Source organism: Oceanobacillus sp. FSL H7-0719, from assembly GCF_045040795.1.
Taxonomy (GTDB): domain Bacteria; phylum Bacillota; class Bacilli; order Bacillales; family Amphibacillaceae; genus Oceanobacillus.
On the sequence record NZ_CP150301.1, the window covers coordinates 3363486 to 3383060 of the forward strand.

Consider the following 19575-nt stretch of genomic DNA (forward strand, 5'->3'; position numbering starts at 1 on the left):
TCGCTTTTCAGCCTACTCAAATAGTTTAATTAATGCTTGTGTCCCGCTGTCACTTTCTCCTTTTTCAGCGAGTTCTTTATACAGCTCAAGGGAAAGGGAGAGACCAGGTGCAGATATTCCTAAATCTTTGGCAGATTCTAAAGCAATCGTCATATCCTTAATAAAATGCTTCACATAAAAGCCAGGTGCAAAATCTTCATTCAGCATGCGTTGTCCTAATACGGACAGAGAAAAGCTTGCGGCAGCTCCTGTGCTAATGCTTTCAAGAACTTTCTCGGGATGGAGGCCAGCTTTTTTCGCATAAACAATTGCCTCACATACACCGATCATATTTGTTGCAATCGTAATTTGATTTGCCAGTTTTGTATGCTGGCCAGCACCTGCTGGACCTTGAAGAATGATATTTTCCCCAATTACTTCGAAAATAGGCTGTACTGCTTCATAGGCTGCTTCATCGCCACCAATCATAATTGCAAGCTTACCATTTTTAGCACCAACATCCCCGCCGGACACTGGAGCATCTAGCGCGCAGATGTTTTTCTCACGTGCTGCTTCGTATATTTGAATGGCGAGAGACGGCTTAGATGTTGTCATATCAATAACATATGTACCCTCCTGTGCATTTTCCAAAATGCCATTTTCTCCAAAGTATACTTGTTCTACATCACTTGGATATCCGACCATTGTGATAATGACATCAACTGTTGAAGCGAGCTTTTTTACTGTATCTCTCCATATTGCTCCATCTGTGATTAACGACTCTGCTTTCGACTTCGTACGTGTGTAAATGCTGACAGGATATCCAGCTTTTATCAAGTGAGCTGCCATGCTTTTTCCCATTACACCAGTACCAATAAAGCCAATTTTCGTTTTTGGTTTAACCATTTTATCCTCTCCCTTTCCACGAATTGGGAATACTTGAATCGAATCATTCACTTGCTTTTACACATAGTATAGATAATCTTCATTATAGCAGAAGGGATTTCCGTTTGTATTATTTGATGTCTCATTCTTTATTATATTCAAATAAGTGAGGTGTTTCTGTTGCTGAATAAAACACAATTATCCAATATAAAACAAGGTTTGCAAAAGCGAGAGGGAGAATTAATTAAGCAATTGAAGGATCATTTTGGCTTGAAATATGAATTTTCCCAGGAAGTAAGCGGTGAATTATCGAATTATGATAATCACCCAGGGGACCAGGGAACAGAATTATTTGAAAGAAGTAAGGATTTGGCATTAAATGGGCATGCAGAAAAAGAATTAGAGGATATAAATGAAGCATTGCATGTGATCGAGGAAGGAACGTATGGTATCTGCTCTGTTTGCGGCAAGGATATTCCCTATGAAAGACTGCTTGCAGTACCGACAACTGACCGCTGTATGGAACATGCCAATAAGGAAGGCTTTACACGAAATCGACCGGTTGAAGAAGAGGTAATGAGTGCAAATCTTAATCCAATTGACAGGCCAGCTAAAGATGAAGAAGTCGAGTATGATGCAGAGGATGCCTGGCAGGAAGTAAGCCGTTATGGTTCTTCAGATACGCCTTCTGACTTATACGGGGATCGGGATAATTACAATGAAATGTTTCCAAATAGTGATGAAAACCACTCTGGTCCTGAAGATATTGAAACCTATATTTCAGCTGATCAACATGGAAATTATGATGAAAGCACATTAAATAATTATCGTCATACAAAGGGAAATTGAATCCTTTATCAGGCCTCTTTCGTATAGAAATATAAGAGGTGATTGGAATGGAAAAAGAAAAAGGCTGTTATAAATGCGGGAGCATGAACGCTGCTCAGAAAGAAGTTGCCATGACGGGAACAGGCCTTTCAAAGATATTTGATGTCCAACATAATCAATTCATTGTTGTATATTGTAAGGAATGCGGTTATTCGGAGTTTTATAATAAGGAGAGCTCTGCAGGCAGCAATATACTTGATTTATTCTTTGGTTAAAATAAATATTAATCCCGCCCCTTTTAAAGGAGCGGGATTAAATTAAATATGTTAACGAACGGACTATAGACTCCTGATGAGGCGAAAGGAATTCTCCGCTGAATGAATTTCATTTTATGCTGCGTCTTCAACTTGCTCAAGAACGAGTTTGGTGGTCGCTGTTTTACCGTCACGAATATATTCAATTTTGATTTCTTCTCCAATTGATGTATCCGAATATAAGTATTTACGTAATTCTAAGATAGAGGTAACTTCATTGTCATTGATTTTCGTAATCACATCAAATTGCTGCAGGCCGGCTTGATCTGCTGGAGAACCAGCTTCAACATTTGCAACAACCATACCGCCTTCAACGTCGTTAGGCAGATTAATTTCATAACGGTATTGTGGTGGCACTTGATATAATGCAGCAGTGCTTATTCCAATTAAAGGTCTTGTAATCTCGCCTTCTGCTTCAAGCTGCTCCATAATAGGCAATGCGGCATCGACTGGGATGGCAAATCCAATCCCTTCTACTGCACTTTGAGCAATTTTCATCGAGTTAATGCCAATTACCTCACCATCCGCATTAACTAACGCTCCGCCACTGTTCCCTGGATTAATTGCGGCATCTGTTTGCAATACCTCTGTAACCCAGTCTGGCTGGCCATCACTATTTGTATCTACTTCCACAGAACGGTTTAAACCACTGATGATTCCTTTTGTAACAGTATTGGCAAATTCCAGACCAAGTGGGTTGCCGATAGCTAAAACAGTTTCACCAACTGCAATATCTGTTGATTCTCCAAACTTAGCTACGGTATGAATATTTGCTCCATCCACTTCGAGTACGGCGAGATCTGTTAGAGCATCTTGTCCAAGTACGGTGGCTGGAATTCGTTCATCATTATCAAGCACAATTTCCACATTTTCTGCTCCATCAACAACATGCTGGTTCGTTACAACATATGCCTTGCCATCTTCTTTCTTGTAAATAATACCTGATCCAGTGCCGGCCTCTTCATCACCTGTCCAAACACTTCGCTGCTGGAGGTTTACTACACCTACTACAGCGCTGGAAACTTCTTCAATGTTGGTGGAGACATCTGCTTCATCACTCGCTAACGTTGTGATAATATTCGCTGTACTTTCAGGTTTTGTACTTGTACTTTCAGCAGATTGATTAACGGGGATAATGTTATTCATAAAAAGTACTGCTACAATGATTGCGACGATAATTCCGCCTGCCAGTCCACCAAAAAAACCGCTTAATCCACTGCGACTTTTCTTATTTCTTTTGGTTTTTGGTTTTTCTTCATTTGAAGCCTGGTTTTGTGTCTGCTGATACAGAGGAGCTGTCTCACTTTGATTTGCATCTTCTGTAGAATGATAGTCCTCATTTGTAAATATATTTTTTATGTCGTCATATTGTTCTTCGGTATAATCATTGCTTGGTTGATAGTCTGCCTCGTCCGTGTTTCGTTGTTTTTCTTCATCATTATTATAATTTGAGTTCTTGTGATTATTGTTATCCATTTATTAACATCCTTTCTTTTCTTAAGTTTTCGATGCATACCCATCCAGAAAAGCAAAGCAGCTGCTGCCAAATGATTATTCACTTGTCAGCAGCACTGCTTTTCAGGAAACACTAAAGTGTTGTTTGGTACAAAAACATCACTTTAGTGTTATTTCCTGATTATTCTTTAAGGGGGAAGTTAACAAGGAAGAAACGGTTCGAGTGAATTGAAGCGATTCTTCAATTTTCTCTTCAGGTGAGATAAGAGGGATGTCTCAACTGAACTTCCTTACAACCTTATTCTAAGCAATGAAAAAGGCATAGGTTTGGGATAAATGTGGAAAAACTGTGGTATTCCTTTTTATAGGAAGTTTAAAAGTCCGTTAAATAGGATGTTCTGCTAAAACTGAAAACTGCCTGCATCCTGTGCAGACTGCACCAACTTGAGCTAATCAATCATTTTCAACCCCCTTGTTGAAACAAAGTTTTAGTGATTATATATTGTCATCAGCAGTAACTTTGTGTGAGAATAGAGGTAATCATAAATGTAGAAAAGGTGAGACGAAGTGAGCTATCATATTGGATTAGTTGAAGATGATAAAAACATTCAAAATATCGTTTCAGCTTATTTTGAAAAGGAAGGCTATGAAGTAACCGTCATAGGGTCTGCTGAAGAAGGCTGGGAAGTTTGGAAATCAAACCCTCCTGATATGTGGATCTTAGATATTATGCTTCCTGGGATGGACGGATATGAATTTTGCAAGCGAATCCGTATGGAGAGTGAAGTGCCAATTATCATCATTTCAGCAAAAGATGATGAAATAGATAAAATATTAGGTCTTGAACTTGGGGGAGACGATTATTTAACAAAACCTTTTAGTCCGAGAGAACTAGTAGCTCGCGTGAAAAGACTTTTTAAACGTACGGCCTACAGAGCACCGAAAAGGTCGCAAAATGATGATCGGCTAAAGATCGGCCAATTATTAATCTATTTAGAAGAGCGTCGTATTTTTTGGGATGGAACAGAATATGAAATAACAACAAAAGAATATGATATGCTTCTTTTATTTGCGGAAAATCCCAACCGTGCATTCTCGCGGGAAGAATTATTAATGAAGATCTGGGGCAATGATTATTTTGGCAGTGATCGTGCTGTGGATGATTTAGTTAAACGCATCCGCAAAAAAATACCAGATATTCCCCTGGAAACCGTTTGGGGTTATGGCTATCGATTGAGAAAAGAAGAGGATTAAAATATGAAACTCAGATCACAGCTTACATTGGCGTTCACAGGGCTCTTAATCGTTGTTCTAACGGTAACAGGCTATCTTATTTATTCTTTAATCCTGGATTTATTAATCCAAGATGAAAAAAGGCAGCTGGAAGAGACAGGTGAATTGCTCGTAAGCTTTTTAACAGAGCAATATGGTAATGCAAACGATATTCATCAATTTAACCAATTTCTTCAGGAACAGGAATTACAGTTGTTTTTATATGATCGAAACCAAGATGCAATTCTTTTTTCTACAATGACAAATCCAGTTGTTGCCGGCTTTTTACAGGAAAATAACTTTGCAGATACAAGAGACCGGACATGGACACTTGGAAGTGATCGCTTTGTTACATCACGAATTGTCTTCACACCAGAGGAACTGGGCTGGGAACTGATACTGCTGACCCCTATGAAGGACTTGCATGCGGTACAGCAAAACTTTTTCTCAAGATTATTTATCATTTTCTTGATTGGTGCTGTATTGGCGATTTGGATAAGCTATTACCTGACAAATAAATTAGTCACCCCCTTATCTAAGCTGCAGCGTCAATTAAAGAAAATTGAAAAACGGCAATTCGATGACATGGAGAGAGTAAGGGCAACTGGAGAAATAAAAGAAGTTGAGCAAAGTGTTTATGAAATGGCGAATGAACTGCAGCATTATATGAAATCACAGCAAATTTTCTTCCAAAATGCAAGTCATGAATTAAAGACTCCATTAATGACAATTCAAGGCTATGCAGAGGGGATAAAAGATGGCATATTTGAAGGCGAAGATAAAGAAAAAGGGCTTGAAATGATGGTGGCTGAAGTAAATCGCTTAAAAATCATCATTAATGAAATGATTCTGCTTGCTAAATTAGAAACAGAAAAAGCCTATAAACCAGAAGTAATTTCTGGGGAGGAATTTATTAATTCTGTTGTCGACCGGGTCATTCCGCTTTTAAATGAAAGAAATATATCTTTAGAGCAACAAGTTGAGGATAATATGCGCTTTTTTGGTGATGAGGAAAAACTGTTGCGCGCATTATCCAATATTGTTGTGAATGGGATCCGTCATGCGGAATCAAAGGTGTTTATTCATGCATATAAGGAGCAGAAAAAGAAGATAATTACAATAGAGGATGATGGACCTGGTGTAAAAGACGAATTAATCCCCTATATATTCCATCGGTTTGTAAAGGGACATGATGGGGAAACAGGTTTAGGACTGGCAATAGCCCGTGCTATCATTGAGCAATCAAAAGGAAAGATAACTGTGGACAAGTCAATAACACTGGGAGGGGCCCGGTTTACATTAACTTTCACAGAGTCAAATGAAAAATAATATACATGGAAAAGTAATTATGGTATAATTGTCTAGTTTGATATATCCGTTATAGGGTTGTTCAAAAAGTCCGGTAAAATGACTTTGTGAAAAAGGGATTTAATAAAGTGATTATTTTTCTAAAACGATGCAGGATTTCCCGTATTTTATAGAAGCTAGTTGGAGCGTTTTTTATGCTTTTGGGAAAAGAAACTGATGCTGGCGTGCTAGAACATATGCTGATTTATGTAGTGCATGTTCCGCTGCGGGGAGTATCGCCACCTCGAACATCGTGCTCGTGTCGGCAGTCCATCAGGAGGATGTGTTACGCAGCCGGCCGGTCCTTTTTATCCACCTTTTGAACACACACTTATAAAAAGAGGAGCGTACTTTAATGCAACAAAGAGAAGATATACGTAATATTGCTATTATCGCACACGTAGACCATGGGAAGACAACTTTAGTTGACCAGCTTTTAAAATACTCAGGAACTTTCCGGGAAAATGAGCATGTACATGATCGTGCAATGGATTCCGGCGACATAGAACGTGAACGCGGAATTACCATTTTAGCGAAGAATACAGCAGTACACTACCATGATACAACCATTAATATTCTTGATACACCAGGACACGCGGACTTTGGTGGAGAAGTAGAACGTATTATGAAAATGGTTGATGGGGTAGCACTGGTTGTTGATGCATATGAAGGAACGATGCCGCAAACGCGTTTCGTACTAAAAAAAGCATTGGAACAAAAACTGCGTCCAATGGTTGTTTTAAATAAAGTAGATAGACCAAATGCAAGACCAGCGGAAGTAATTGATGAAGTACTGGATTTATTTATTGAGCTTGGCGCAGATGATGACCAATTGGAGTTCCCTGTTGTGTATGCATCTGCATTAAACGGTACTTCAGGTTTGACACCAGAAGACCAAGAAGAAACAATGGACCCTGTATTTGAAACAATTATGAAGCATATTCCTGCACCAATTGATAATTCGGAAGAACCATTACAATTCCAAGTAACGCTTTTAGACTACAATGATTATGTAGGAAGAATTGGGGTTGGACGAGTTGCCAGAGGTAAAATTCATGTCGGACAGCAAGTTGTGCTGATGAAGAACGATGGCACTAAAAAGAACTTCCGCATCACAAAACTCTTCGGATTTCTTGGCTTGAAGCGTATTGAAATTGAAGAAGCAAAAGCAGGAGAGATTGTTGCAGTTTCAGGTCTTGAAGATATTAATATTGGTGAAACGGTATGTCCTAAGGACCATCCAGAGGCATTGCCATGGCTGCGTATTGATGAACCAACACTGCAAATGACATTTCTTGTAAATAACAGTCCATTTGCTGGTAAAGAAGGGAAATACATTACAGCACGGAAAGTTGAAGAGCGTCTAATGAAACAATTGGAAACAGATGTCAGCTTACGCGTTGATCCGACAAATTCTCCAGATGCTTGGGTTGTCTCAGGCCGCGGGGAGCTTCACCTATCTATTCTTATTGAAAATATGCGAAGAGAAGGCTATGAGCTTCAGCTTTCGAAACCGGAAGTAATTGTTAAGGAAATCGATGGAGTGAAATGTGAGCCTGTAGAACGGGTACAAATTGACATACCTGAAGAATACACTGGCGCGATTATGGAATCACTTGGCGAACGTAAAGGTGAAATGCTAGACATGGTGAACCATGGAAATGGTCAAGTCCGCATTGAGTTTAAAGTACCTTCACGCGGCCTGCTTGGGTATACAACAGAGTTTATGTCACAAACAAGCGGGTACGGGATTCTGAATCACACATTCGAAGCATATGAACCACTTATTAAAGGACAGGTTGGCGGACGTCGTCAGGGTGTACTTGTCGCGTTAGAAAATGGTAAAGCTTCAACATATGGCATCATGCAGCTGGAGGACCGTGGAACAATCTTTGCTGAACCAGGTCTGGAAATTTATGCTGGGATGATTGTTGGTGAGCACAATCGTGAAAATGATTTAACTGTAAATATTACAAAAGAAAAGCATCTAACGAATGTTCGTTCAGCGACGAAGGATCAGACATCGACAATTAGAAAAACAAGATCCATGTCCTTGGAAGAGGCTTTACAATATCTTAATGATGACGAATATTGTGAGGTAACACCAGAATCTGTGCGTCTTCGCAAAAAGATTCTAAATAAGAGTGAACGTGAAAAAGCATCTAAAAAAGCTAAATAACATTTCTTAAGAGGTTGAGACAGAAAAAAGTGTTTAATTTCGAGGTTAAATGATGCATTGTACTTGGAATATAGTATAGAGATATGATTCATCCTTGATAATCACTTATTCTGTCTCCGCCTTTTTATTTTTTGCTTAAACAATTTTAAAATACCCCCCGCCTTTATGTAAGGACGGGGGTAACTTTATGACTATTATACAAAAATATTATTCGTTTCGGTTATTTACGTAATAATGGCAGGGTACAGCAGCGAAAAGATCCGCCAGATTTAATAATTTCAGAAAAAGGAACTTCGATCACTTCAAAGCCCGCTTTTGTTAAAGCTTCATTGATTCGTTTGTTTTCAGGAAGACTGATTACCTTACCTTCACCAACTGCAAGGACATTTGGCCCCATTAGAAATTGTTCCTCTTCAGTTATTGTTATAAGATTATAATGCTGATTTAATTTCTTATAGTCCGCTTTCGTGAATGCTTCAGGATAAATGAGTGCGGTATCATTATTGATAACATTAAAAACACAGTCAAGGTGCAAAATATCTTCTCTAAGCTGGAGAGGCTGAACCGTGTAGGTTGGAAGTTCAGTCTGCAAAGCTTCAACGGCTGCCCGCGTTGTTCGGCCGCTTAAACCAACCCAAACCTGCTCGCCATCAACAATAACATCTCCACCTTCAATTGATGGAACTTCACATTGTTTATATGGCACACCATTTTTTTCTAACCAATTAATTAGAACCTTTACTTCCTTTTTACGAATATCCCTTGCCATATTACAAATGAATAAGTCTCCCCCAATTGTAAAGCCGATATCCCTCGTAAATACTTGTTCGTTTAAATCAGCTTGAGGAGGCAGCTCCTGAACAGCGACACCTTGAGCCTGCAATACCTTTACGAGTCCCTGATGCTGTTCACTGGCAATTTTCGTATTAATATTATCATTTGCATAGTGATTTTGCGTCTCGTTAATCACTTCTGTAATTGCCATATACTCAGGTGAAACTGTGATTACGCTTTTTAATGTTTGGTATTCGTTCTGACATTGAATCTCTAGCTGTGCTTTATCTTGCATTCATACACCCTCATTTCTTCAACGGAGATTGACCCCTTTTTCTTTTCTTTTCATTTGGGATATACTTTGTGAAGTAAGCAGCCAAAATCAATAGAATGATTGCTATTCCCCAGGCTACTATACCGCTCCAATATAAATCAAGATTTATACCTAGAATAATAATGATTGCACTTAAACTGATGAAAACCGCAGAAAAATAGCGTTTCACAATCATTCCCCCATTGTCTCAATTATTCTTTCGTACTTTTACGTTATTTACTCACTATCTTTTTTATCAATTATACTATATCAATGTAAAGAAGTCGTAAAATTTTGCGGATAAAAATAATAATTGTGTAATAAAGCTATTCTTAGTAAACTAAGGTTGTGGACGAGAGGTTAATCCTATTGTCCCACAATTGCAGAGGAGAACGGAGTTTAAAGAATGAGAAGAGAAAGCCTGCTGGTAATGGGAATTATTATATTTATGATTGTTTTAACAGCATGCAGCAGTCGAGAGATAGAGGTAATTGGAAGACAGAAAAAGAATTCTGAAATGGAATATACATTAGTCAATAAAGAATTGTTCCCAGAGTATATCACTGAGGAAATTACTATTTCTTCTATTGGAGATATTTTAATCCATCAGCCGGTATTTATGGATGCAGCTAACGGAGGAGGATATGATTTTTTGCCCATGCTAAAAAAAATGAAGCCCTATTTGAGTGCAGCTACGATTACAGCAGCGAATCAAGAATCGATGATCGGTGGTATTGAACTTGGGCTTTCCTCATATCCGCAGTTTAATAGTCCGATAGAAATTGGAGATGCTTTGAAAACAATTGGTGTAGATACTGTAATTTTGGCAAATAATCACACGCTTGACCGCGGAGAGGCTGCTGTACAGAATGCAATTCGTCATTGGGAAATGATTGATATGACGTATGTTGGTGCTTATAAAAATATGGAAGATCGTGAAGAAATTCGTGTCATAGAAACAGAAGAAGGGATTACTGCTGCGTTTCTTGCATATACATATGGTACAAATGGGATGTCAATACCTAAAGGAAAAGAGTATTTAGTAAATCTGATTGATAAGGAAAGAATGGCTGAGGATATTGCTCATGCCAAGGAAGCGGCTGATGTAGTCGTATTAAACCTTCATTTTGGCAATGAATATGAACGAATGCCGAATAAGGAACAAAAAGAGATTGTACAATTTGCAGCAGATAAAGGTGTACATGCTGTAATTGGCCACCATCCTCATGTTCTTCAGCCGGCTGCCTGGGTGGAAGGGAAAGATGGAAACCAGGCATTAGTAATTTATAGTCTCGGTAATTTTCTATCAAATCAGCAGGAGCTTTATCAAAGAATCGGCGGGGTTTTTAGTTTTACTGTTAAAAAAACAACCTATGGTGAGGAAGTGAATGTTGAACTCCATTCCCCGGAATTCATCCCAACTTATGTTACATTCAAGCCGAATTGGTCTGATTATGAAGTTCTGCCAATGTATGCTTTAACAAATAAAGATTTGCCAAAATCCGTTCAAACCTATGAGGAAATCAAGGCGCACATGTCGCAATGGCTCCCGGAGCTTGTATTTCCAGAAAGTAAATAAAAAGAGGTGTTTTAAGTGAATCGAGACACCTCTTTTATTTATCTATTTTGTAATACGGTATTTCTTATTTAAGATGATTGAAGCCAAGTAAAGAATTGCTGCACAAGCGGCAATAACGAGATGAGGAATGCTCAGCGATTTTCCAAAAGCAGGCATGAAATGCAGTACAGCAATAGTTAATCCAATAAAGGCTGTGGACATTAACCAGATTTGCAGAAATTCTATCCACCTTTTGCTCTTGTTAATTTTAAATAGTGAACCATTGATCCATAAAATGACAAGATAAACAAATGCAGCAAGCAGCAGAAAGTCAATGATGATAGTCAATATTCCAGAACCAAGCGGAAATTGAAGTTCTTTTGCACCAATCCCAGCAAATTTGTACAAAATAAAATTAGAAACACCAAGGAACATGCCGATAAGACCAATTAAATTCAGCACAAGATAAATAATGAATATAAAATTAATTGATTTTTTCTCTTTAGGTATTTCCATTATCAATTCATCACAATAAGACTTCAGGTCATTTCCAAACACTTCCTTAGCGGTTTTTCCTTCCCCCTGTGCATCCAGTAAATGATCGAGCAATTCCATTAAAATCTCTTCGGTCTGCTGCTCAGATTTATTAAAATTGCCTCGTATATAAGTAAGCATTTCTTCATAATCAGCAAGATTCTTTTTATTTAATTGTTCGCGTTTTTTATTATTTAATTTAACTAATTCCTTAGCATGCATCTGTCTACCCCCTGTTATCTAAAATTTTATCAACAGGAATTTTTAGTAACTCCCATTGTTTCATAAATTCATTCAATGATTCCTTACCTAGGTCAGTAAGTTGATAGTATTTGCGTTTTGGCCCCGTATCCGACTTCCTCATCTCTCCAATAATTTGTTCTTCTCGCTGCAGCCGAAGCAATATTGGATAAATGGAACCTTCACTCACATCATCGAGTCCGAAATTCTGCAGCTTGATTGATAATTCATAGCCGTATGTTGGCTCCTGACTGATGATGGATAAAATGCATCCTTCTAAAATACCCTTTAACAACTGGCTTCGTTGAGACATTTCTTCACCTGCCTTGTTATACAATATAGCGGATCTAAGTTAACCTATCTTGTAATGCATAATAGCTAATTTTTATTATACATGTTGTTATATGAATTACAAGTCATTTTTGGTATTATGGAAAATGGATATAAAACTTTTTTGAGATTAGGAGTTAAAAGAAAATGGAATGGAAAAATATATATCGTGGGCTAATGATGGGAGCCTCGGATGTTATACCTGGAATTAGTGGTGGAACAATCGCACTTCTTTTAGGAATTTATGAAAGATTAATAGAAGCGATTAATGGATTTTTCAGTAAGGAATGGAAGAAGCATCTAGGATTCCTCATCCCGCTTGGTGTTGGAATGGTAATGGCCATCTTTTTGCTTGCAAGTGCTATTGAATGGCTTTTCGAATATTATCCTCAGCCAACACAATATTTCTTTCTTGGCTTAATTCTTGGTGTACTGCCATATCTATTGCATAAAGCAGATGCAAAAAGTTCATTTCGGACGAAACATATCATTTTTATGATTTTTGGTGTGTTGCTTGTGTCGGCCTTAGGGTTTGCGAGTGTTGGAGACGGAGAAGTGATTACGAATATAACGCCTTCTACATATGTATTATTGTTTGTTTCTGGAATAATTGGCAGCAGTGCGATGATTATCCCGGGAATCAGCGGGTCATTTATGCTGCTCGTCCTGGGAGTATACCAAACCGTTATTGCAGCAATCAGTAATCTGCAATTTGATATTATTATCGTTACAGGGCTCGGAATTGCAGTAGGTTTTGTCATTATGAGCAGGATTGTCGGTTATTTCCTGAGAAACCATTTTACTTTAACCTTTGCAGTTACAATTGGGCTTGTCATTGGCTCGGTATTTGTCATTCTGCCTGGATGGCCGGAAACAACTGGTTTATTAGTCACCAGCATCGTTACCTTTTTTGGCGGCCTGCTTACGGCATATATATTGGGAAGAATTGAATATCGCTAATTTTACTTTCCTAGCAGGGAATTGCAGCTTCGCCCTGGCACTATGGTATTCGTGAGCAATTGATTAAACAGGTTGCTTTTTATACAGTCGATACATAGTGCGGATTACTTCAATCTAGAGAAACTCTGGTTTTTCTGGATATGGATAGTAGGTATTCTCATTCCCCGCTGGAGAGCACTGGCAGTTTCTGCGGGCACAGAGAATCCTTAACAAGCATTTTAAAAGACAATATGAAAAATACAAGCTAAACTTAGTTCATATATAAGGAGGCGATTTTATGGAATTAATCCAAACACAAGAGAAATTTGATGAAGTGATTCAAAGTGCAGAGCCTGTAATTATAAAGTTCTTCGCAGACTGGTGTCCGGACTGCAAACGTTTTGATATGTTCTCTGGAGAAATCCTCGAGAAGTTCAATAATTACAGCTGGTATGAAGTGAATACAGACGAAGTGGAAGGCCTTGCTGCAAAATATGAAGTAATGGGTATCCCAAGTGTGCTTATTTTCCAAAACGGAGAGAAGCTTGCACATCAGCATAGTGCTTACACGAAAACACCGGAAGAAGTAACAGAATTCTTACAGCAGCAATTAGGATAATGACTAAAAGCACCCTCTAGAATGAGCAAATCAACTAGGGTGCTTTTTCATATTACTGATTAGTCTCATGAAGTGTAAAATCAAGCTCCGAATCTGTCGTAAATAATAATTTCCCATTTTCAAGCTGGATTATGTCTCCCTCATTTGAAAGAGCAAAAGTATCTGTATAAAGTTTTGGATGATAAGGAAGCTGGACTGAAGCAAGCTGCTGTGTATTTATTTTTGATTTATCATCAGGCAGGTTTACACCATCTCCCCATTCAATCAGAAAAGGAAGATTCGCTCGGTCCGGAAAAAGCATGCGCCAGCTTAATGTGGAACCATCAAGCTTTTTTCTGGAACCAGGGAGTGGACCTTTATAGGCAATCGAATGTTGTGTGAAATATTCAAGCTCCTTATTCATATTCTGTGTCCGCAGCGCGAACGAATATACACCCGATTTACCTGAGCTAAATTGCTTTACAAGCTTCTGCACAAGAGGATTATCACTATTTCGAGCCAGTTGTTCATCGAAAATACCGAGCCACTCGATATAGCAGTCGTTATCAAAATAAGCAAGATAATTAAATGTTCCCCAATTTGTATGTTTGCCTCCTGGAATATATTTAATTCCATATTTCTCTTCAAATTCCTTTGCATCCTTCTCTGGATTTTTTGATGCAATAACGATATGATCAATTGCCAGCATGAAATCTCCTCCTTCTAAAATGAAACATTGTCCTTATCGTAATCTTAAACGTATATGAGTATAATAGAAAGAAAATAGTGTTAATGATTATATACAAGCAGGTGAAGAAATGACACAGGCGAAAATATTAATAATAGAAGATGAACAGAAAATCAGCCGCGTTTTACAATTGGAACTTAAATTTGAAAACTATGAAACAGAAGTGGCAGATAACGGTAAAGATGCGCTTAGATTAATTGAGGAACAGGACTGGGATCTCGTATTGCTGGATATTATGATTCCTGAGCTGAGCGGTCTTGAAGTATTGCGAAGGGTGCGTCGCAACGATGAGGAGACCCCAATTATTCTGCTCACTGCTAGAGATGAGATACATGACAAGGTAAGTGGTCTGGATCTTGGGGCGAATGATTATATTACTAAGCCTTTTCAGATTGAAGAATTGCTTGCCAGAATTCGGGTGCATTTGCGCAGACCGAAACAGAAAAAAGAAAATACGGATGAACTGTTTGTTGGTGATCTGCGTGTGAGCTTGAACGCACGCGAGGTTGTCCGCGGCGGAAAACAGATTGACTTAACACCACGTGAATTTGATTTGCTTGTCTGTCTTTTAAAAAATAAAAATATCGTCTTAACAAGAGAACAGCTCATCGAACAGGTATGGGGATTTGACTATTATGGCGACACAAATGTAGTTGATGTTTATATCCGCTATGTCCGTCAAAAAGTCGATCAAGGATTTGAAGAGGGATGTATCCAGACTGTTCGCGGTGTTGGCTATACGATAAAGGATATTGAAAAATGAAGCTGCGAACAAAAATCCAAGTTTATTTGAGTGTATTCATTCTGATTATTATGCTGCTTGTTAATACTTCGGTTTACTTTCTGTTTTATAAAAATGCAACGGAAAGTGAACTGGAGCAGCTTGTTGCCCAAACAGAATTATTGGTAGAAAGGCTTGCTAAAACAACAGATACGAATGAAATCAGTGAATTAATGAATGCGTTTCTTCCGGCGAATGGAATGGTACAGGTTTTTGCAAATGATGGTCAGACGTTAGAATTTAAACATCGTGAGGATGCTTATAAAACACTTACAGGAAAATTCCAGGCAGAGGAAACACATGAAATTTTGAAACCGGAAAGAGGGGTTAATGTCGCAGTTGTAACACGTCCTATCATTTGGCAGGATGGAAGTGTTGTGACACTGCAGCTCTCGAATAATCTTGTTGAATTATCAAATACCTTGACCATTCTATTTTATGTACTTTTATTTGCATCCTTAATTCTTCTCATACCAACATTTATTGGCGGAAATATCTTGATTCGCTTTCTTTTGAATCCGATTCATCAGCTGACGCAAGCGATGAAGGAAAATATCAAGGGACGGAAGTGGCGAAAGATTGATCTTACGAATCGTTCCAAGGATGAGCTCTATGAAATGGAAGCTACTTTTAATGACATGATTGATCAATTAAAGGATAACTATGAAAAACAAGAGGATTTTGTTTCCAATGCTTCCCATGAATTAAAGACACCAATCCAAATTGTGAAAAGCTATGCCCAGTTGATTGAACGTCGTGGAAAAGATAATGAAGCACTCATTCAGGAATCAGTTGAAGCAATTGATTCTGAAGCAGATCGGATGAAGAAGCTGGTTGAACAGCTGTTAGCATTAGCGAAAAGCAAAAGGGAAGCAGAGCATACAAAAGTTGAATTGGTTCAACTCGTTGATCACTCTGTATCTACATTTAAACATGCTTACAACCGGGAAATAGAATGTATAAAAAACATGGAAAGCATTGATGTTAAAGGGAATGCTGATCAGCTGGAACAAATCATATACATTCTTATTGATAACGCATTAAAATATAGCGAAAAAAGGATTATCGTCAGCTTATTTACACATAATGGAGATGTCATCTTCAGTGTAAAGGACTTTGGCAAAGGTATATCGAAGGACGAGCAAGAACGCATCTTTGAACGTTTTTATCGTGTAGATAAAGCAAGAAGCAGAGAAACGGGCGGCACTGGATTGGGACTTGCAATTGCTAAATCAATTACAGAGGAGCATCAAGGAGAACTTACAATTGACAGTGTAATGGGAGAGGGCTCTACATTTACATTGGTTCTTCCGATTCTGAGAGAAGAATAAGAAGCTTTCGCTGGTGGCAGCTTCTTATTCTTTCAGCAGATTCTCATCAATTTCTAATCTGACTCACAGCGTGTTTTCATTCAGCCTGGTTATGATAGGAGTAAGAAATAAACGAGGAGGAATGAAAAATGGGTAAGAAAAGTAAAGGTATCGTTATTGGAGCATTAGCAGGAGCGGCAATTTTGGGAATGGGTGCTTATCATTCAAGTGCATCATCAGCAGATCTTGATGCTAAGCTGTCACGTGAAGAGGTTAAGGAAATCATCCAAATTGAATATCCTGGTGCTATTACTGAATTTGATTTAGAAAAGGAAAACGGCAGAATCGTTTATGATATGAAGATTAAAGGTGAAAATGCAAAATATGAACTTGAAGTTGACGCAGATACTGGTGAAGTGTTAGAAGTTAGTGAAGAAAACTATAAGCATAAAACGAACAAAGAAGAAATTGTAAAATCAGAGCATACGCCGGAAGATATTCTTTCAGTGAAAGAAGCGGAAGAAATTGCTCAAAAGGAATTTGCTGGTACAATAACAGAAATCGAGCTTGATGAAGATGATGGCAGATATGTATATGAAGTTGAACTTAGAGAAGGTGCGCAAGAAGCAGAAATCGAATTGGATGCTGTAACAGGAGATATCTTAGAACTCGATATTGACTTTGAAGACTAATCATATTCACAGTAACCTTTTATCAAAGCCTGATAAATTGAGAATACAGTGTTAGGGGGGCAATGGTGAATAGAAAAATATGGATGACAATTGGTGCGATGTTTGTTGCCGCAGTGTTGGGACTCGTTTTCTCGCAAAGTTTATCTGTATCAGCGGGACCAGATTTATCTGAAGAAGATGTAACAGATAAGGTCAAAATGCAATATCCTGGCGAAATCACAGAACTGGAATTAAATGAAAATGGAAAGGCTCCCGTATATGAAATAGAAATTGCCATTGATGGCAAAGAATATGAGTTGTTAATTGATGGAGATTCAGGTGAAGTATTAAAACTTGATGAAAAATTAACAACAGCTGCAAATGAGGAACAGAAAGCACAAAATAATGCAGAGAAAGCGGACGAAGCCCAAACTGAAAATAATGAAGCTGAGTCTCTGCAATTGAGGGAAAAGACGAAGAACAACGAAACAGATAAGGCTGAAAAACAGTCTTCAGAAAACAGCGCTGATAAAGACAGACAGACAGACAATAATGAAAAGACAACAGTAAAAGCTCCATCAAATAAAGAAGACAGTGAAAAAGAACAGCCAGTTAAAAAATCTAAACAGAAGCAATCGATTATTACTAACCAAGAAGCGATTGATATTGCCTTAGAACAATTTAATGGCAGAGTTGAAGGTATTGAATTAGATGAAGAAGATGGACGCCTCGTTTATGAAATTGAACTCGAAAGTTCCCAGGGAGAGGCTGATATTGAAATTGATGCTTATACTGGAAAAGTATTAGTCGTTGATATAGATTTAGAAGATGATTGATGGGATTATTAAAAAACAGTGAGATTTCTCTCACTGTTTTTTGTTTATTTAACAACTCTAAAATTGTCTACAATTCTCGCTTCAATTGTGTGATATTTATCGAAATATGTTTGAATTAATGCAACGGCATCCTTTTGGATATCTTTTATTACTTTTTTTCCTTTAAACATTGTGTAATCTCCGCCGCCAGATGCACGGTAGTTATTGAACACAGCTTGATATGTTTTATTCATATCGAGCGGCTCACCTTGAAACGAGAGTTTTCCTACACGCTCACCAATTGGCTTAGAAATATGCAGTGTGTATTCGATCCCTTCCCACATATCATAATTATAATGCTGTGGCTTAGGATGGACATAGGCAGGGTTAACGATAATTTCGCCAGTCTCATCTAATACAAAATATTGCGCAGTCTGTTCTAAGGCAGCTTTAATATCAGCCCCAGTCAATTGAAGGACAACTAATGTGTTTGGATACATATAGTTTGAGACGATATCACGCATGGTTACTGTCGATTTAAAACCAGTTGAACTATTATTCAATAAAGAGGTTACGGAAATCGCTGCACCGCTTTCCTCCATCTGTACATCCTGAATAAATTGGATAAATGGATGTTTTGCTATGCGTGCCTGCAAAGGATCTGAAATCGTCATATCCCCTTTAATAAAACCGATTGGCTTATCCAGCCATTCTTGTGTTGCTTGCTCTAAAGGTGCGAGATAAGAAATTGTATCAGTATCTGAAACAACATCTTCAAAGGTTTTTAATTGTGCTTGTTTATTTAGAACCATCCACCGTTCATTCACTTTCAATAATTCAAGAGAAACTTCACCATACAATTTCCCATTATTGCCAGGCTGAATGACAAGCACATCATTTATAAGACCGGTGAGCTCACGATGCTGATGACCTGTTAGCAGAACATCAATTCCGGGAATTTCCTGGCAAATCTGATAGCCCTGGTTCTCGCCGGTGAGAATTTCAGTCGGCTCACCTGTATCTAAATCAGCTTCAAAACCGCCATGATAGGAAGCGATAATGATATCAGCAAGATGGTTATCCCTTATATGCTGTACCCATTTATTGAGTGTTTCAAAGGCATCGGCAAATTCCAGCCCATCAATATGTTCAGCAGACTCCCAATTTGGTACGTAATGTGTGGTGACTCCAACGATAGCTGCTTTTATATTGTCAGCAAACGTTTTTATAATATAAGGTGGGCCATATTGTGGTTCACCAGTTTCCTTATTGATGATATTTGCAGATAGAATAGGATAATTTGCTTGTTGGACAGCATTACTCAGTATGGTTTTACCAAAATTGAATTCATGGTTGCCAAGCACACCTGCATCGATATTCAGCTGATTCATAATCCCAATCATCGGATTTTCTTTGTCAGTATAATTTTTCACATAATTAGTCATCATAGGCGTTCCTTGAATCAGGTCACCATTATCAATGAGCAATAAATTTTCCTTATGTATACGTGCTTCTTTTACAATTGTTGCATATTTTGCAAGCCCGATTTGCTCTTTTTTATTTGTTCCATAATGGATTGGCATCGCATGTCCATGGATATCACTTGTATAAATTATTGTTAGCTCTTCCTTCAATGAAATTCAATCCTTCCTATAAAAATGTCCCACAGGAGGCGTGTGACCTGCCTGGGGGACAGTATAGCATG

At 38.2% G+C, this 19575-nt stretch carries 20 protein-coding genes; 12 read left to right on the forward strand and 8 right to left on the reverse strand.

Annotated elements, in window-relative coordinates; genetic code table 11:
- Positions 1-12: 12 nt before the first annotated feature.
- Positions 13-885 carry an NAD(P)-dependent oxidoreductase gene (locus tag NST93_RS17185; RefSeq protein WP_405099164.1) on the reverse strand — a complete coding sequence of 291 codons (873 nt, stop codon included), beginning with the start codon at positions 883-885 and terminating at the stop codon, positions 13-15.
- A 150-nt stretch (positions 886-1035) separates the two neighbouring features.
- Between NST93_RS17185 and NST93_RS17190 the strand changes: the two genes are divergently transcribed.
- The gene (locus tag NST93_RS17190) at positions 1036-1713 is read left to right on the forward strand and encodes a TraR/DksA C4-type zinc finger protein (protein WP_405099166.1); all 678 of its coding nucleotides are present in this window, start codon (positions 1036-1038) and stop codon (positions 1711-1713) included.
- Between the two features lie 47 nt (positions 1714-1760).
- On the forward strand, positions 1761-1967 hold the full coding sequence (locus NST93_RS17195) for a zinc ribbon domain-containing protein (RefSeq protein ID WP_405099168.1): 207 nt from the start codon (positions 1761-1763) through the stop codon (positions 1965-1967).
- Positions 1968-2081: 114 nt separating this feature from the next.
- Here the strand turns inward: NST93_RS17195 and NST93_RS17200 are convergent, their stop codons facing one another.
- Positions 2082-3482 carry a S1C family serine protease gene (locus NST93_RS17200; RefSeq protein WP_405099170.1) on the reverse strand — a complete coding sequence of 467 codons (1401 nt, stop codon included), beginning with the start codon at positions 3480-3482 and terminating at the stop codon, positions 2082-2084.
- A gap of 546 nt (positions 3483-4028) precedes the next feature.
- Between NST93_RS17200 and NST93_RS17205 the strand changes: the two genes are divergently transcribed.
- From NST93_RS17205 to typA, 3 genes are all read left to right on the forward strand, one after another.
- Entirely contained in the window at positions 4029-4715 is a 687-nt protein-coding gene (locus tag NST93_RS17205) for a response regulator transcription factor (RefSeq protein ID WP_405099172.1), read from the forward strand.
- A 3-nt stretch (positions 4716-4718) separates the two neighbouring features.
- Positions 4719-6062, forward strand: coding sequence for a sensor histidine kinase (locus tag NST93_RS17210; protein WP_405099174.1), 1344 nt, complete (start codon positions 4719-4721; stop codon positions 6060-6062).
- A 373-nt stretch (positions 6063-6435) separates the two neighbouring features.
- Entirely contained in the window at positions 6436-8259 is a 1824-nt protein-coding gene (typA, locus tag NST93_RS17215; RefSeq protein WP_405099176.1) for a translational GTPase TypA, read from the forward strand.
- Between the two features lie 220 nt (positions 8260-8479).
- Here the strand turns inward: typA and NST93_RS17220 are convergent, their stop codons facing one another.
- Together NST93_RS17220 and NST93_RS17225 are read right to left on the reverse strand one after the other, a co-directional pair.
- A complete protein-coding gene (locus tag NST93_RS17220) occupies positions 8480-9328 on the reverse strand; it encodes a dimethylarginine dimethylaminohydrolase family protein (protein ID WP_405099178.1) in 849 nt (282 codons plus the stop codon).
- A 10-nt stretch (positions 9329-9338) separates the two neighbouring features.
- Positions 9339-9536, reverse strand: coding sequence for a hypothetical protein (locus NST93_RS17225; protein WP_405099180.1), 198 nt, complete (start codon positions 9534-9536; stop codon positions 9339-9341).
- Between the two features lie 216 nt (positions 9537-9752).
- Here NST93_RS17225 and NST93_RS17230 point away from each other — a divergent pair, with 216 nt between their 5' ends.
- On the forward strand, positions 9753-10925 hold the full coding sequence (locus NST93_RS17230; protein WP_405099182.1) for a CapA family protein: 1173 nt from the start codon (positions 9753-9755) through the stop codon (positions 10923-10925).
- Between the two features lie 42 nt (positions 10926-10967).
- Here the strand turns inward: NST93_RS17230 and NST93_RS17235 are convergent, their stop codons facing one another.
- On the reverse strand, positions 10968-11660 hold the full coding sequence (locus NST93_RS17235) for a DUF1129 family protein (protein ID WP_405099184.1): 693 nt from the start codon (positions 11658-11660) through the stop codon (positions 10968-10970).
- Positions 11661-11664: 4 nt separating this feature from the next.
- The gene (locus NST93_RS17240) at positions 11665-11991 is read right to left on the reverse strand and encodes a PadR family transcriptional regulator (RefSeq protein WP_405099186.1); all 327 of its coding nucleotides are present in this window, start codon (positions 11989-11991) and stop codon (positions 11665-11667) included.
- Between the two features lie 164 nt (positions 11992-12155).
- On the opposite strand from NST93_RS17240, the gene NST93_RS17245 reads away from it, so the two are divergent.
- Together NST93_RS17245 and NST93_RS17250 are read left to right on the forward strand one after the other, a co-directional pair.
- Positions 12156-12968 carry a DUF368 domain-containing protein gene (locus tag NST93_RS17245; RefSeq protein WP_405099188.1) on the forward strand — a complete coding sequence of 271 codons (813 nt, stop codon included), beginning with the start codon at positions 12156-12158 and terminating at the stop codon, positions 12966-12968.
- A 277-nt stretch (positions 12969-13245) separates the two neighbouring features.
- Positions 13246-13566 (forward strand): thioredoxin family protein, encoded by a 321-nt coding sequence (locus NST93_RS17250; RefSeq protein WP_405099190.1) that lies wholly within the window; start codon positions 13246-13248, stop codon positions 13564-13566.
- A 52-nt stretch (positions 13567-13618) separates the two neighbouring features.
- On the opposite strand, the gene NST93_RS17255 is transcribed toward NST93_RS17250, so the two are convergent.
- Positions 13619-14254 (reverse strand): VOC family protein, encoded by a 636-nt coding sequence (locus tag NST93_RS17255; RefSeq protein ID WP_405099192.1) that lies wholly within the window; start codon positions 14252-14254, stop codon positions 13619-13621.
- A 109-nt stretch (positions 14255-14363) separates the two neighbouring features.
- Here NST93_RS17255 and NST93_RS17260 point away from each other — a divergent pair, with 109 nt between their 5' ends.
- From NST93_RS17260 to NST93_RS17275, 4 genes are all read left to right on the forward strand, one after another.
- Positions 14364-15056: a response regulator transcription factor gene (locus NST93_RS17260; protein WP_405099194.1), complete on the forward strand. Its 693-nt coding sequence runs from the start codon at positions 14364-14366 to the stop codon at positions 15054-15056.
- Positions 15053-16405: an ATP-binding protein gene (locus NST93_RS17265; RefSeq protein ID WP_405099196.1), complete on the forward strand. Its 1353-nt coding sequence runs from the start codon at positions 15053-15055 to the stop codon at positions 16403-16405. Before NST93_RS17260 ends, NST93_RS17265 begins: the two co-directional genes overlap by 4 nt.
- 128 nt (positions 16406-16533) lie before the next feature.
- Entirely contained in the window at positions 16534-17076 is a 543-nt protein-coding gene (locus tag NST93_RS17270; protein WP_405099198.1) for a PepSY domain-containing protein, read from the forward strand.
- Positions 17077-17141: 65 nt separating this feature from the next.
- A complete protein-coding gene (locus tag NST93_RS17275) occupies positions 17142-17891 on the forward strand; it encodes a PepSY domain-containing protein (protein WP_405099200.1) in 750 nt (249 codons plus the stop codon).
- Between the two features lie 44 nt (positions 17892-17935).
- Here NST93_RS17275 and NST93_RS17280 read toward each other — a convergent pair whose 3' ends face one another.
- A complete protein-coding gene (locus NST93_RS17280; protein WP_405099202.1) occupies positions 17936-19504 on the reverse strand; it encodes a bifunctional metallophosphatase/5'-nucleotidase in 1569 nt (522 codons plus the stop codon).
- Positions 19505-19575: the final 71 nt, after the last annotated feature.